The following is a 14,425-nucleotide window of genomic DNA, read 5'->3' as shown; positions in this document are numbered from 1 at the left end:
CTCCTTTTGCTATCTTCCGAGGTCAGGCCGGGGATGTTTATGGGCCGCCTGTTGTTACGATGAGCGCAAGGAGGCACATGCAGCTCTTGCTCGGTAGGCGCGCTGTGGTGGACGTAGCCGTTGCCACAGCTGGTTTCCTTGTGTCCGGAGGCTGGATCCTGACCTCTGCAGGTGCTGGAGTGTCCTACTTCGTTGCCGCCATGGCTGCCGGCCTTGCGGTGGTGGGAAATGCCGCGGCTTCGGTCCTCAACCGCAGGCCCAGGCTGACAACGGCTGCGGACCGCGTTACGCTGCTTCGCGCTGTTTTGGTGGCATGTTGCGCGGCGGCGACGGTCCCGGCGCTGTTCGGCGGGGTTGGGCCCGGCACGCCGGTAGTTGTGCTGGGTGCGGCGGCCTTTCTCCTTGACGCGGTGGACGGCGCCGTTGCGCGGCGACTTGCCTGTGTGAGCCCGGCCGGAGGCCGGCTGGACGTCCAGACCGACGCAGCGCTGGTGCTCGTCCTGTCGTGTGCGGCGGTGCCCATAGTCGGTCCCTGGGTGCTGGCCATCGGGCTCATGTGGTACGCGTTCGTCGCCGCCGGATGGTTCCGGCCTGAGCTGAAACGAACGCTGCCTGTTAAGAGGCTGCGAAAGGTTATCGGTGCCTTCCAGCCTGCCGCCTTGCTGCTGGCGGTGACGCCTGGGGTACCCGTCGGAGTCGGCATGAGCGCCGTTGTCCTGGCGCTTGTGGCCTTGGTGGCCTCCTTTGGCCGGGACGTCGTCGAACTGGAGCAAAGCCACCGCAAGTGGACCGGCCGGCACTCCAGCACCGAACTGGTGAACTAACGGCGGGGCCTGGCGCTCTGGACTAGCCGTGCTCTGGACTAACCGTGGCTGCGCTGGTAGTCCTTGGAGAGGCCCGGCAGGAGAAAATCCTTGCCCCTCCAACAGCTAAGGATCCAGACCATGAGCGAGACGCCCGCCGATCCGGAGCAGAACCCGTCGGAGCAGAACCCCGCGGACCAGCCCAGGAACGGTACGCCCGAGGGATTCCCCTTTGACCCCAACCAGGACCCGCCCCAGGAGGAGCCCGCAGTTCCCCATCAGGACAACCCGGGACCACCCACGGGTCCGGACGGCGAGCCTGACGAGCCGGCGCTCGAGGATCCGCAGCGGCCGCCCGCCCGGTAGAAGTATCTGCACCGGCGAGGCTGTGCTGATGCCCAGCCGGAGGGCAGGATTCTATCCATTCGTCCATTGGGCCGTTGTGGCGCGTTTCCTAGCCTTGGAGGAGAACTTCTCCCAGCCCTCCGACCCAAGGATGACCTTCAACGATGAAACGCATCGCACTGCTTCGGGAACGCCACACACCCTCCGCTCCGACCGGAACCCATTGCCCGGCGTCGGGAATGTGGGCCCCGGCAGACTCGCCGGACGAGGCGCACGCCTTTTTTGAAGGACAGGTGTTTCCCGCATTCCGCGGGACCCCCACCGTGTGGCGCCGGAGTGCTACCGGCCAGGATTAGGAACACGCAAGGCGGCGCCGGCTGAATGACAGCCGGCGCCGCCTTACTTAATTCCGCTGCCGCGGGGTCAGTCCCGCCGCCGCAATGATAAATGCCGTGCCGTGAAATCTAGTCCCGCTCCAGGCGGAACCCGAGCTTGAGGGTGACCTGCCAGTCCGCAACCTTGCCGTCCTCGAGGTGGCCGCGGATCTCCTTGACTTCGAACCAGTCCAGATTGCGCAGGGTTTTTGCGGCGTCGGAAATTCCATTGCGGACGGCCGCGTCGACGCCTTCGGTCGAGGTTCCGACAATTTCAGAAATGCTGTAGGTGTTATTAGACATCTTCGCTCCTCATGATCGCCATCGATACCCGGCTGCGGGCCGTTCCTGCAGAGTATCGGACGGGGCGCCCGGGAACTAGGCTTCCAGCACGTAGCTTCTGAGGTCGTCCAGGGTCTGCTGCATGTGGGCATCCATCGCATTGCGTGCCTGCTGCGGATCGCGGGCGGCCAGGGCGTCGTAAATGTTCTGGTGGTGCCCGATTGCATGTTCCTGGATATCAGGCACCTTCGAGGTTTCGGTCCGGCCCTTCTCGAGGACGCGGTGCAGCGGTTCGAAGAGGACGGCCACGAACACGTTCTCGGACGCCTGCAGAATCTGGTCGTGGAAAGCCAGGTCGGCGGCAACAAAGCTCGCCACATCGTTGCCCTGGTGCGCCTTCCGCATGTCCGCCACGCAGTCCCGAAGGCCCTCGAGCTCGGCATCGGTGATCCGCTGGGCCGCCAGTTCGCAGGCACCTGTTTCCAGCATCCGGCGCAGCTCAATCAGCTGGACCGCGGCGGCCGGGCCGTTCTGCCCCTCGGATGCGGCCCGCAGCACTGCCTCAAGCGACGACCACCGATTCAGCGGGTTCACGAACGTGCCGCGGCCGCGTTCCACGCTGAGGATGCGCTGCGCCTCGAGGGTCTTCATCGCCTCCCGGACCGTCATGCGGCTGACGTCGTGCCGTGCGCTGAGTTCCAGTTCTCCCGGCACGCTGCTGCCCGGTGGAAACTCGCCGGCGATAATGCGGTCAAGGAGTTCGTCGGCGACGACGCCCACCAGTGATTTGCGTGCCATTTCTTCCGTTCAGCGTGTGCGGCCTGCTACAGCCGGGGATGTCTGCCAAAAGTGTACTTGCGCACGTGCTGTGCGTTATGCCACACTAGCACCAAAGAACAGATGTCTGACATCTGACAAATATCCGCAAGACAGTTTCGACACAACGGAGTGCACAGTGCCCCTCGAATCCGACGTCCTGGCCGCCTTTCCCGCCGAGCTCCAGATCCCTGCCCGGCAGGTCGCAGACGCCGTTGCCGCCACGGCCGCCACGTCCCCGCGCGTTCTGGTGGTGCTCGACGACGACCCCACCGGCACGCAGTCGGTTGCGGATCTCCCTGTGCTCACCCGCTGGGAAGTCGAGGACTTCCAGTGGGCTCTTCATCAGGGTAAGCCCGCCGTCTACGTGCTGACGAACACCCGCAGCCTTGATCCCGAAGAAGCGGCCGCCCGCAACGAAGAGGTGGTTCGCAACGCCCTGGCTGCTGCCCGCGACGGCGAGGGCGAGGTCCGGCTTGGCTTCGTGAGCCGCAGCGACTCGACCCTCCGCGGACACTTCCCGCTGGAGCCGGACGTCATTGCTGCCACGGTGGCAGCCGAAAGCGGAGAGGCCACGGACGGCGTCGTGATGGTTCCCGCATTTCCCGACGCCGGCCGCATCACCATTGGCGGTATCCACTACACGCGCGGACCGGGGACGGGGCAGCTGACCCCCGTTGCCGAGACGGAGTTCGCCAAGGACGCCACCTTCGGCTTCGCCAATTCCGAGATGGCCAAGTACGTGGAAGAGAAGTCCCAGGGCCGGTTCGCCGCGGACTCCGTGATCGTGCTGGACCTGAACATCATTCGCGCCGGCTCCGCCACCGGGGAGGCCGAGGTATCGGCCAAGGCCATCGCCGACGCCATCGAGCCGGCCACGCAGTCCACGCCCATCGTGGTGGACATCGTCACCGAAAACGACATGCGCGCACTGGCCCTGGGCCTGGAGGAAGCCGAACGCCGCGGCAAGAAACTGCTCTACCGGGTTGGCCCGCCGTTCATGCGCGCCCGGATCGGCCAGGACATCCGCCCCGAACTCAGCGGCGAGGAAGCCTACGCGGGCAACACCCCGTCCGAAGCCGGCGGCCTGATCGTCGTCGGCTCCCACGTGGGCGTGACCACCCGGCAGCTCAAGGTGCTCACCGACCGGCACAGCAGCGCGCGCATTGTGGAGATCGACGTCGAAAAGCTCCTGGGCGAGGAGGCATCCGCCTACCTCGACCAGACCGTCGACGCCGTCGTGGCGGCGCTGCGCAGCGGCGACGTTATTGTCCACACGAGCCGCCTGCTCATCAAAACCGATGACCCGGCCGAAAGCCTGCGGATCGCACGCACGGTGTCAGCCGCCGTCGTCGCCGTCGTGAACCGGACACTGAAGACCTTCCCGCCCCGCTTTGTCATTGCCAAGGGGGGCATCACGTCCTCGGACGTTGCTGCGCACGGGCTGGAGATCCGGCACGCGATTGTCCGCGGGCCCATGCTGCCCGGCATCGTGAGCCTGTGGGAGCCGGTTGACGGTCCTGCCAAGGGGATCCCGTACATCGTCTTTGCCGGCAACGTGGGTGACGACGAGTCGCTCGCCCAGGTCACCAGCAAGCTCAGCAACACATTCTAGGAAGAAGAAAATGACCTCGAATTACACAGTCACCGTCCTCGGCCTGGGTGCCATGGGGCTGCCCATGGCCACCCGCCTCGCCAGCCAGCTGACCGTCCACGGGTTCGACATCGCCGAACCGCGCCTGCGCCTGGCCGAAGAAGCCGGCGTAGAGACCTTCGCGTTCGCGCGGGACGCCGCCCAGGACACTGACGCCCTGCTGCTGGCCGTGCGCAACAGCGAACAGCTCGACGACGTCCTGTTCGGCGGGAACGGCGTGGCCTCGGTGCTGAAGCCGGGCGCCGTCGTCATCCTGACCAGCACCGTTGGCACCGAAGCCATTCCGTCCACCGTCGCCCGCCTGGCCGAGTTTGGCGTCGGACTCGTGGACGCCCCGCTGTCCGGCGGGCCGAAGCGTGCCGGCGAGGGCGACCTGCTGATCGTCGTCGGAGCCGAACCCAAGGCTCTGGAATCCGCGCGCCCGGTCCTGGAACTGCTCGCCTCCACGCTGACGGTTGTCGGCGACAAGCCCGGTGACGGGCAGGCGCTGAAGACCGTCAACCAGCTGCTGTGCGGCATTCATATCGCGGCGGCGGCCGAGGCCATGGCACTGGCCGACGCCCTGGGCCTGGACCAGGCGAAGACCCTGGCCGCCCTCGAGGCCGGCGCCGCGGGCTCCTTCATGCTGTCCAACCGCGGACCGCGGATCCTTGAGGCGTACACCGAGGACGGCGCCGAGGTGCTCAGCCGCCTCGACATCTTCGTCAAGGACATGGGCATCGTGGGCAAGGCCACGCGCAGTGCCGGCCTGGCGACCCCTGTTGCCGCCGCCGCCGAGCAGCTGTACCTGCTGGGCCAGGCCCACGGGCTGGCCGCCGCCGACGACTCCGCCGTCATCAAGGTGGTTGCCCCCACCAAGCGCACCGCCGGGGAAGGCTGATGCGGGCACGACTCGATGAGCTGGTGGTGACCGCCCTCAAACGGGGGTCGGCCGTGCCGGCGTTCACCTGCTATGACTTCACCACTGCACTGGCGGTGGTGAGCGCCGCGGAGGAAGCCAAGCGCGGAGTGATCCTGCTGGTGGCGCCCAAGACCGCCGCCACGGCCAACGGGCTGCGGCTCATCTCCGCGCTCCGGGGCCTGGCCGACGCCGCATCCGTGCCGGTTGCCGTCCAGCTGGACCACGCCTCCGATCTTGAGGTCATCACCGCCGCCGCCGCTGCCGGTGCGGACTCCGTCCTGGCAGACGGGTCGGCGCTGCCCTACGAAGAGAACATCGCCCTGGTGTGTGCAGTGCGTTCCGCCCTGGAGGCCCAAGGGCACTCCGGCGTGGTCCTGGAGGCCGAACTCGGCGGCCTGGCCGGCGACGAGGACAAGGCCTTCGGCAACGAAGGGGACGGCGCCGGCAATGAGGTTGCCGGCCTCACCGATTCCGCCCAGGTGGAGGACTTTGTGGCCCGGACGGGCGCGCAGCTGCTTGCGGTGGCCGTGGGCAACGTCCACGGCAAGTACAAGGGCGAGCCACGGCTGCGCTGGGATGTCCTGCAGGACATCGCTGTACGGACCCACATTCCGCTGGTGCTCCACGGCGCGTCCGGCATTCCGGCGGACGAACTGGCCAAGGCGCCCGCCATGAACGTGGGCAAGGTCAACTTCAACACCGAGCTCCGCACCGGCGTCCTGGCCACGCTCGAGGATCAGCTTCCCGCGCACCGGGCCGACGGCGAGAACCTGCAGGGGCTCCTGGCCAATTGGAACGCAGCCGCGAAGGACTTCGGCACGAGCACGTTGGCGATCCTCAGCCGCTGATCCCGCTCTCGAGGGAGTTTTTGTCCACGTATCGCGACTTCGGGGGCCTTTAGCGGCCAATATGTGGACAAAAAATCCAGTCCGTTCCAGATGGTTGGGCGCTTCATGCGGGGCAAGTTGGCGCACAATGGAAAGCACAACGACGTAAGCGAGTTCCAGTGGTGGGGGCGCCATGAAGAATTCCACGGAGCCGGCGGCGGGGACGGACATTGCCGAGCCCGCCCGGGACCTGGCCATCGATCTCGCGCGCTTCGTGTGCCTCGCCCTGGTGGTGGTGGGTCACTGCATGATGACCAGCCCGGTCCTGCATCCCGACGGCACCGTAACCACCGAAAACACGCTGGCCGAGCAGGATTGGTTCGAACCGGTCATCTGGGTCTTCATGGTGATGCCGCTGTTCTTCGTGGCCGGAGGCATCACCGGGGCGCAGTCCTGGCGGCGCATGCACGCCCGCGGCGGCAGCGGCTTCGAGTTCGTCCAGTCCCGGCTGCTGCGCCTGGTCCGCCCTGCGGCGGCCCTGCTGGCGGTAATGTTCGTCGGCCTGTGGGGCGCGCTGCTGGCCGGTGTGGATCCGCAGGTGGTGCAGCTGCTGGCCAGCGGGGCCGGGATGCCGCTGTGGTTCCTGGCTGCCTATCTGGCGGCCCAGCTGAATATTCCGCTCCTGGTGGGGCTGCACCGGCGTGCTCCATGGCTGACGCTCCTGGGGCTGGTGGCGCTCGTGGTGACGGTGGACTGCTTCCGCGGTGCTTTCCCGACGCTCGCTTACATCAACATGGTGTTCGTCTGGTGCGCAGTGCAGCAGCTCGGGTTTTTTCTGGCGGACGGCTGGCTGGACCGGTGGAGCAGGTCGCAGCTGGTGGGGCTGGTCGCCGCCAGCAATCTGCTGATGCTTGTCCTCGTGATGCTGGGCCTGTACCGGGACAACATGCTGGTGAACCTGAATCCGCCGAACCTGAGCCTGGTCCTGCTGGGCGTCTCGCAGGCGGCGGTACTGCAGCTCGCCCGGCCGCTGCTGAACGCGGTGGCCGCCGTGCGCTGGATCAGTGCGGTGGTGGCCGTTGCCGGGCGCCACGCCATGACCGTCTACCTCTGGCACCTGCCGCTGCTGGCGGCCATGACCGGGCTGCTCTTGCTGACGGACTTTCCCAAGCCGGCCTCGGGCACCGCCGAATGGTGGTGGTCGCGTCCGCTCGTCTTCCTCGGTGTGGTCCTTCTCCTGCTCCCTGCCGTTCTTCTGTTCGGGCGGCTTGAGGAACGGCCGACGCCGGCCATGCACTCACGAGGCCGGGCACCGGCCGCCGTGGTGACCGCCGTCGTCGTCGTTTTTGTGCCGGTGGCGGACGCCGCCGTCAACGGCCTGACGCTGGGACTGCTGGGCGGCGGTGCCGCCTGCTTTGCGATGGCGGTGCTGCTGCTGGGGCGCGTTCCCGCCCGCGGCACCCGACCATTGCCAGCACAGCCTTTAAGTGCCAATGTCGAACCATGACGGAGAACACGGCAGCCACCGAGGACCATTTCACCCCGGACGTCACCACCTTCCGGAACGATGCGCTCCACCGCTACGAATTGCACGTCGGCGGGAAGCTGGCGGTGGAAGTCAGGTTCGAAGACAAGCCAGGGCACGTGGATTTCATCCACACGGAGACGGCCGAGCAGTTCCAAGGACACGGACTGGCCAAGGTTCTTATCCACTTCGCCCTCGACGATGTGGTGGCGTCGGGCAAACGGATCATTCCGCATTGCCCGTTTACCGCCCGCTACCTGCGCAAGCACGAGGTGTACACGCAGTGCATCGACTGGCCTGAGGCGGCCGCGCCCAAGCTTCTGGGCACCTGACGCGTCCCGCGCGGGGTTCGTAACCCCGCGATACCTGGGAGACCCCGATACTTGTGACCGCGGGGACATTTCCGTACGATCGGGCAGGGCTATGCAGTTGGCCCCTGGACTCTCTTTTTTGGGGATCTCTTGGAATCAAAAACTGCGCGTGCCGGTGCGATGACCGACGACGAACTGCGCGGCCTCCTGGACGGATGCCTCAACGACGCCGTTGACCCGGCTGCAACCCTCGCGGCCGTGCCGGATGCGGAGCTGGCCCGGCTGGCGGACGGCCTGTACCGGCATTTGGACACCCCCAGTCCTGCTTTTGGTGCCCGCTTCTGGTATCTCCAAGTCGCCGAGGAACTGCGGCTGCGCCGGGTAGGTGCGGCTGCCCCGGGCGCCGGGGCTTAACTGTCCGTTGGCCCCTTGGGCTCCGTTCGCCGGGTGGGGGATTACGACGGCGGGAGCTGCGTTGCGCGGTTCCGTTGCCATTGCGCTGCGTGCCAGACAAGCAGGCCGAGAAGTCCGACGAGCCCGGCGAACAGGATCTGCGGCGCGAACGTGATCCACATGTAGCTCACGGGCATGACCTGCGGTTCGGTGCCGGAGTTCAGCGACTCCTGCGCAATCGTGAAAACACCGAACGGCGACACCAGCAGGATTGCCTCAAACACCCACAGCGCAACGATGAAGGGGTTTACGGCCAGTCTCCGCTGCCCGAAGCCGGCCGTGCCTGGTTGCCGCTGTCCCAGTCGGGGCTGACCTGTCGCGGGCCCGTATTCGGTGGGATTTCCCTGCGCATCCACTTCCCGAAAATGTATCGGATCATGCTCGCTGCCGGACATGTCCCCCTGCTTCCTGCTGTGGTCGACGGCTTGTGGCAGAACTCTACTCCGCCAGTCCCGCGCTGTCCCGGGCGGCCATTATGTGGTTGCCGGCAGCCGTTCGAAAGTCAATGACTCCGGATTAACGGCCAAAAACCCCGAGTTCATGCGGATTCTACAAATACATCACAAAAGTTTGACTAAAAGGCTTGCCTAAGTAAGGCTTACCTTGCTTGGCGCCCACTGCTGGTGGGCGCGCCTCACGCCGACAAGAAGGATGACCCATGACGCTGCTGCCCGATGTGGACGAACCACTCGCGGACTTCAATACCGGAACTGGCCTGCGTGCCCAAGAGCCGTGTGCCCAAGGCCCCATCGCGCTGGACCCCTCCGGCCTGGATTTCGGGTCCGGCGTGGAACTCGCCCTCGCCGCCAGCAACCAGCTCTTCAACTCCCGGAACGCGCCGCGCTACGTTGCCCAGGTGCTGCAGGGTGTCAACGCCGTGGCCACCAAGCTCGAGCGGACCTCGCAGCCGTTTACCGGGATCGGACCGGCCGAGATGAAGCGCCGCGTCGACGCAGTGGACCTGGAGCGGCCGCTGCCGGACACCGCGGCCGCACTGGAGGAACTGCAGCACACCTACCTGCGCGACGCCGTGTACTTCCACGATGCCAAGTACGCCGCGCACCTGAACTGCCCGGTGGTCATCCCCGCGCTCGTGGGGGAGGCAGTGCTCTCGGCTGTGAACTCGTCGATGGACACGTGGGACCAGAGCGCAGGCGCCACCATGATCGAGCGCCGCCTCATCGACTGGACGGCTGAGCGCCTCGGCCTGGGAGAAGAAGCCGACGGCGTGTTCACGTCCGGCGGCAGCCAGTCCAACCTGCAGGCGCTGCTGCTCGCCCGGAACCACGCGGTGGCCCGGCTGCGGCAGGACCCGGCGAACGAGGGGCTGCGCCTCCCGCTGCTGCTCGAGAAGCTGAGGATCTTCACCTCGGCGGACAGCCACTTCAGCATCCAGAAGTCCGCCTCCATGCTGGGGCTGGGGTTCGATGCGGTGGTGTCCGTAGCCTGCGCAGCGGACCACCGGATGGACCCGGCCGCCCTCGCCAGCGCCCTGGCCACGGCCCACAACGAGGGACTCATTCCCATGGCGGTTGTGGGTACGGCCGGGACCACCGACTTCGGCGCAGTGGATCCGCTGGCCGAGCTGGCCGCCCTCGCCGGAGCCTACGGTGCGTGGTTCCACGTTGACGCTGCCTACGGCGGCGGGCTCATGGTTTCCAACCGGCACCGCCGCCTCCTGGACGGCATCCGGCTGGCGGACTCCGTCACGGTGGACTTCCACAAGACCTTCTTCCAGCCCGTCAGTTCCAGCGCGCTGCTGGTGCGCGAGGGCGCGATGCTCCGCCACGTCACCTACTACGCCGACTACCTGAACCCTGAAACCGCGGCGCGCGCCGAGATCCCCAACCAGGTGGACAAGAGCATCCAGACCACACGCCGCTTCGACGCGCTCAAGCTGTGGCTGACCCTCCGGATCATGGGCGCCGATGCCGTGGGCGCGCTGCTTGACGAGGCCATCGACCTGGCTGCCCGCGTCGGCTCGGTCCTCGCGGCGGACGACGACTTCGAACTCGCAGCCGAGCCCCAGCTGAGCACTCTGGTTTTCCGGTACCGTCCGGTCCTCGCAGATGGAACACGGCTGTCCGAGGACGCGGCCGACCAGCTGAACCCGGCCATCCGCTCGGCAGTGTTCGCGTCGGGCCAGGCCGTCGTGGCGGGCACGAAGGTGGCCGGCCGGCACTACCTGAAGTTCACGCTCCTCAACGCCGAGGCGACGCTCGAGGACATCGGCGAGATCATCGCCCTGCTTCGAAGCTCGGGCGAACGTCTCCTCGCCGCGGATCTCCCGAGCGCCGGCTCCGAAGCAAAGGCGGAGGCACACGCATGAGCACCCCAGCCTCGAGCAGCTCGACATTTAGCACCTCCAACAACGGCCGCGTTTACGACTTCGCCGGCATCGGCGTCGGGCCTTTCAACCTTGGCCTCGCCGCGCTGAGCGAACCGATCGACGGCCTGGACGGTGTGTTCCTCGAGCGCCGCGAATCCTTCGACTGGCACCCCGGCATGATGCTGGAGCCTGCGCACCTGCAGGTGCCGTTCATGGCCGATCTCGTGACGCTGGCGGATCCGACGTCCCCCTACTCGTTCCTGAACTTCCTCAAGCAGACCGGGCGGCTCTACCGCTTCTATATCCGCGAAAACTTCTACCCGCTGCGGGCCGAGTACAACCAGTACTGCCAGTGGGTGGCCGGCCAGCTGCCGTCGGTGCGGTTCGGCACGGACGTCACCAACGTGACGTACGACGGCGGCGTGTACACGCTTTCGGTAGACGGCCCGGCGGGGCCGGAGGTGCTCCGTGCGCGCCGGCTGGTGCTCGGCACCGGAACATCGCCGTACGTACCGGAGGCATGCCGCGGGATTCTGCGGGCCGGGCGACCGGCCCTCCACAACGCGGAGTACCTGGCGCGGAAAAGCGAACTCCAGCAGCGGCGGAGCATCACCATCGTCGGCAGCGGCCAGAGCGCGGCGGAGATCTACTACGAGCTGCTCCAGGACATCGACGCGCATGGCTACCAGCTCAACTGGGTCACCCGTTCGGGCAGGTTCTTCCCGCTGGAGTACACCAAGCTCACGCTGGAGATGACCTCGCCGGAGTACGTTGACTATTTCCACGGGCTTCCGCAGGACCGGCGCGACTCCGTCATCAAGAACCAGAAGAACCTCTACAAGGGCATCAACTCCGAGCTCATCGACGCGATTTACGACCTCCTGTACACCAAGAGCCTCTCCGGCATGGTGGACACCCGGCTGCTCACGCATTCCACCGTGACCGGTGCCCGTTGGGACTCCTCCGCCGGGACCCACACCCTGGAGCTGTCCCACGGGGAGCAGGGCGCGGACTATTCGCTGGAGACGGAGGCGGTGGTCCTGGCCACCGGATACGCCTACCGCGAGCCGGCGTTCCTTGCCGGCGTGCAGGGGCGCATTGCCCGGGACAGTGCCGGAAGGTTCGCCGTGCAGCGCAACTACAGCACCGGCGTCGAGCCCGGCGAAATCTTCGTGCAGAACGCCGAACTCCATACCCACGGCTTCGTCACGCCGGACCTCGGCATGGCCGCGTACCGGAACTCGTGCATCCTCCGGGAAATCCTGGGCCGGGAGGTCTACCCGGTGGAGCGCAGCATCGCTTTCCAGGAGTTCGGGGCGCCCGCTGCAGTGCCTGCTGGAGTATCCACGAACATGGGGGTGCCCGCATGAGCTTTACGTTCCGCTGCCTCGATCCCGAGGCCGACGCGCCGCTCCTGCACAGCTGGGTCACCCGCCCCTACGCCTCGTTCTGGGGGATGCTGAACGCGACAGTCGATGACGTCGTGGCGGAGTATTCCAGGATCCAGTCCAGCGGGCACCACCACGCGCTGCTGGGAATCGACGGCGGCGTTCCGGCCTTCCTGATAGAGGAATACCTTCCGGCGTCATCGCCGCTCAACAGCGTCTACGCGGTCCAGCCCGGCGATATCGGCATGCACCTGCTGGTGGCCCCGCCGCAGGGGACACCACGCAACGGCTTCACGGCCGACGTCATGGAGTCGGTCCTGGACCGGCTCTTCCACAAGCCCGGCGTGGAGCGCGTTGTGGTGGAACCCGACGCCCGCAACACCAAGATCCACGTACTCAATGCGCGGCTGGGCTTTGAGCCCGCCGGCGAGGTGACCCTTCCGGACAAGCAGGCCATCCTGAGCTTCTGCACCCGCGAGTCGTTCCACGCCGCCCGCGCCGCCCGTTCAACCCCGATCCGCGAGGAAGCATCACTGTGACCACCCTTGAATTTGAATCCGTCCTGACCGCAGGCAATGCGGCCCCCCACCTCACGCCGGAACGCTGGGCCGCAGCCAACCGGCACCTGGTCCGCAAGGCGCTCGCCGAGTTCTCGCACGAGCGGATCCTCGTTCCGGAACCGGTGGGCGGCGGCAATGACAGGAACAGCGACGGCCGGTACCGCGTCCGGAGCGATGACGGCACCGCCGAATACCGGTTCTCCGCCCGGATCCTGCAGCTGGACCACTGGTCCGTCGATGCCGCCTCCATTACCTGCAGCCGCGACGGGCAGGACGCCCCGCTGGACGCGCTGACCTTCATCACCGAATTCTCCGGCACGCTGGGCATCCGCCAGGAAATGCTCCCGGTCTACCTCGAGGAGATCAGCAGCACGCTCTCCAGCCACGCCTTCAAGCAGTGGATGGGCCAGCCGTCGTCAGCCGAACTGGCAGCCGGCGTGACCCGCGGAGCGGACGCGGCCACGGACTTCCAGACGATTGAACGCAGCATGACCGAGGGGCACCCGTGCTTCGTGGCCAACAACGGCCGGCTGGGATTCGGCATCGGCGACTACCGCGCCTTTGCCCCGGAGGCAGGAGCCCCGGTGCAGCTGGAATGGATCGCGGTGCACCGCAGCAAGACAGTCTTCACGTCCGGCGAGGGGCTGGGGTACGCCGCCCACCTGGAGGCCGAACTGGGGGCCGGCGCCCTGGCCTTCTTCGACGCCGAGCTCGGTGCCCTTGGCCTGGACCCGGACCAGTATTTCCTGATGCCTGTGCATCCGTGGCAGTGGGAGAACAAACTGACGGTCACGTTCGCGGCCGACATCGCCCAGCGGCACATCGTCCACCTCGGGATCGGGGCCGACAGCTACCAGGCCCAGCAGTCCATCCGCACGTTCTTTAACACCAGCGCACCGGAGAAAACGTACGTAAAGACGGCCATGTCGGTCCTTAACATGGGGTTCATGCGGGGGCTGTCGCCGCAGTACATGAAGGCAACGCCGGCGATCAATGACTGGCTCCAGGACCTGATTGACCGGGACGAGGCACTGCAGGCCCGCGGGCTCAGCATGATCCGCGAAGTGACGGCGATCGGCTACCACAACAGCTATTATGAGGCTGCCGCCGCGAAGGGCTCGCCGTACCGCAAGATGCTTTCAGCCCTGTGGCGGGAGAGCCCGCTGCCGCTCCTCAAGGACGGCCAGCAGCTGGCCACCATGGCCTCGCTCCTGCACGTCGACGCCGCCGGCAAACCCATGGTGTCCGCGCTGATCGAGCAGTCCGGGCTGGAGCCCGGCGCGTGGCTGCGGCAGTACTTCGAGGCATACCTCGTGCCGCTGGTGCACTGCCTGTACCGCTACGAGCTCGCGTTCATGCCCCACGGCGAGAACGTGATCCTGGTCCTCGAGAATGGCGTGCCGGTCCGCGCCGTCATGAAGGACATCGCCGAGGAGATCGTGGTGATGGGGGACAGGCTCGACCTTCCCGAAGCGGTGGCCCGGATCAAGGTGGACGTTCCCGACGGCGACAAGGTCCTGTCCATCTTCACGGACGTGTTCGACTGCATCTTCCGCTTCCTCGCCGCCCTCCTGGAGGAAGACGGCGTACTCAGCGGCGAGGAGTTCTGGCGCACGGCGGCGGAAGCCGTCCGCGGCTACCAGGCCGAGCACCCGGAACTCGCGGACCAGTTCGCGCGCCATGATCTGTTCGCCCCGGACTTCGAGCTGTCCTGCCTGAACCGGCTGCAGCTGCGCAACAACCAGCAGATGCTGGACCTGGCCGACCCGTCCGGTGGCCTGCAGAAGGCCGGAAGGCTCGCGAATCCGCTGGCCAAATTCGCCTGAGCTCCGGGCCGCCGGTGCAGCTGTTTTCAGC

15 protein-coding genes are annotated in these 14,425 nt (G+C 66.7%); 12 read left to right on the top strand and 3 right to left on the bottom strand.

Translation table 11 applies throughout. The features are described from left to right. Positions 1-77: 77 nt before the first annotated feature. Positions 78-824, top strand: coding sequence for a CDP-alcohol phosphatidyltransferase family protein (locus R5O87_RS11495; protein ID WP_410556315.1), 747 nt, complete (start codon positions 78-80; stop codon positions 822-824). 120 nt (positions 825-944) lie between these two features. Next, the gene (locus R5O87_RS11490) at positions 945-1,169 is read left to right on the top strand and encodes a hypothetical protein (RefSeq protein ID WP_410556316.1); all 225 of its coding nucleotides are present in this window, start codon (positions 945-947) and stop codon (positions 1,167-1,169) included. A 443-nt stretch (positions 1,170-1,612) separates the two neighbouring features. Here the strand turns inward: R5O87_RS11490 and R5O87_RS11485 are convergent, their stop codons facing one another. Continuing rightward, the gene (locus R5O87_RS11485) at positions 1,613-1,825 is read right to left on the bottom strand and encodes a dodecin (protein WP_387096006.1); all 213 of its coding nucleotides are present in this window, start codon (positions 1,823-1,825) and stop codon (positions 1,613-1,615) included. A 75-nt stretch (positions 1,826-1,900) separates the two neighbouring features. Continuing rightward, complete coding sequence (locus tag R5O87_RS11480; protein WP_410556317.1) at positions 1,901-2,602, bottom strand: FadR/GntR family transcriptional regulator; 702 nt, start codon at positions 2,600-2,602, stop codon at positions 1,901-1,903. Positions 2,603-2,759: 157 nt separating this feature from the next. Here R5O87_RS11480 and R5O87_RS11475 point away from each other — a divergent pair, with 157 nt between their 5' ends. The 6 genes from R5O87_RS11475 to R5O87_RS11450 all read left to right on the top strand — a co-directional run bounded on the left by R5O87_RS11475 (position 2,760) and on the right by R5O87_RS11450 (position 8,252). Then, positions 2,760-4,235 carry a four-carbon acid sugar kinase family protein gene (locus R5O87_RS11475; RefSeq protein WP_410556319.1) on the top strand — a complete coding sequence of 492 codons (1,476 nt, stop codon included), beginning with the start codon at positions 2,760-2,762 and terminating at the stop codon, positions 4,233-4,235. Positions 4,236-4,245: 10 nt separating this feature from the next. Further along, the gene (locus R5O87_RS11470; RefSeq protein WP_410556320.1) at positions 4,246-5,154 is read left to right on the top strand and encodes an NAD(P)-dependent oxidoreductase; all 909 of its coding nucleotides are present in this window, start codon (positions 4,246-4,248) and stop codon (positions 5,152-5,154) included. Then, a complete protein-coding gene (locus R5O87_RS11465; protein ID WP_410556322.1) occupies positions 5,154-6,023 on the top strand; it encodes a class II fructose-bisphosphate aldolase in 870 nt (289 codons plus the stop codon). Before R5O87_RS11470 ends, R5O87_RS11465 begins: the two co-directional genes overlap by 1 nt. A 172-nt stretch (positions 6,024-6,195) precedes the next feature. Next, positions 6,196-7,509 (top strand): acyltransferase family protein, encoded by a 1,314-nt coding sequence (locus R5O87_RS11460; RefSeq protein ID WP_410556323.1) that lies wholly within the window; start codon positions 6,196-6,198, stop codon positions 7,507-7,509. Beyond that, positions 7,506-7,859 carry a GNAT family N-acetyltransferase gene (locus tag R5O87_RS11455; RefSeq protein ID WP_331569455.1) on the top strand — a complete coding sequence of 118 codons (354 nt, stop codon included), beginning with the start codon at positions 7,506-7,508 and terminating at the stop codon, positions 7,857-7,859. The genes R5O87_RS11460 and R5O87_RS11455 overlap by 4 nt, the downstream gene beginning before the upstream one ends. 129 nt (positions 7,860-7,988) lie before the next feature. After that, a complete protein-coding gene (locus R5O87_RS11450; RefSeq protein ID WP_410556325.1) occupies positions 7,989-8,252 on the top strand; it encodes a hypothetical protein in 264 nt (87 codons plus the stop codon). A 41-nt stretch (positions 8,253-8,293) separates the two neighbouring features. On the opposite strand, the gene R5O87_RS11445 is transcribed toward R5O87_RS11450, so the two are convergent. After that, a complete protein-coding gene (locus tag R5O87_RS11445; RefSeq protein WP_410556327.1) occupies positions 8,294-8,686 on the bottom strand; it encodes a hypothetical protein in 393 nt (130 codons plus the stop codon). A 263-nt stretch (positions 8,687-8,949) separates the two neighbouring features. Here R5O87_RS11445 and R5O87_RS11440 point away from each other — a divergent pair, with 263 nt between their 5' ends. Genes R5O87_RS11440 through R5O87_RS11425 form a run of 4 tightly spaced genes read left to right on the top strand, consistent with a single transcriptional unit; the run spans position 8,950 to position 14,394 of the window. Next, positions 8,950-10,620: a pyridoxal phosphate-dependent decarboxylase family protein gene (locus R5O87_RS11440; RefSeq protein WP_410556328.1), complete on the top strand. Its 1,671-nt coding sequence runs from the start codon at positions 8,950-8,952 to the stop codon at positions 10,618-10,620. Then, positions 10,617-11,990 carry a lysine N(6)-hydroxylase/L-ornithine N(5)-oxygenase family protein gene (locus R5O87_RS11435; protein WP_410556329.1) on the top strand — a complete coding sequence of 458 codons (1,374 nt, stop codon included), beginning with the start codon at positions 10,617-10,619 and terminating at the stop codon, positions 11,988-11,990. Before R5O87_RS11440 ends, R5O87_RS11435 begins: the two co-directional genes overlap by 4 nt. Then, entirely contained in the window at positions 11,987-12,547 is a 561-nt protein-coding gene (locus R5O87_RS11430; RefSeq protein ID WP_410556330.1) for a GNAT family N-acetyltransferase, read from the top strand. The genes R5O87_RS11435 and R5O87_RS11430 overlap by 4 nt, the downstream gene beginning before the upstream one ends. Further along, the gene (locus R5O87_RS11425; protein ID WP_410556331.1) at positions 12,544-14,394 is read left to right on the top strand and encodes an IucA/IucC family protein; all 1,851 of its coding nucleotides are present in this window, start codon (positions 12,544-12,546) and stop codon (positions 14,392-14,394) included. The genes R5O87_RS11430 and R5O87_RS11425 overlap by 4 nt, the downstream gene beginning before the upstream one ends. Positions 14,395-14,425: the final 31 nt, after the last annotated feature.

The organism is Arthrobacter globiformis (genome assembly GCF_046536215.2).
Lineage (GTDB): Bacteria > Actinomycetota > Actinomycetes > Actinomycetales > Micrococcaceae > Arthrobacter > Arthrobacter globiformis_E.
Note: the sequence above shows the minus strand (reverse complement) of the source record. Positions and strands in the feature narration are given on the sequence as shown.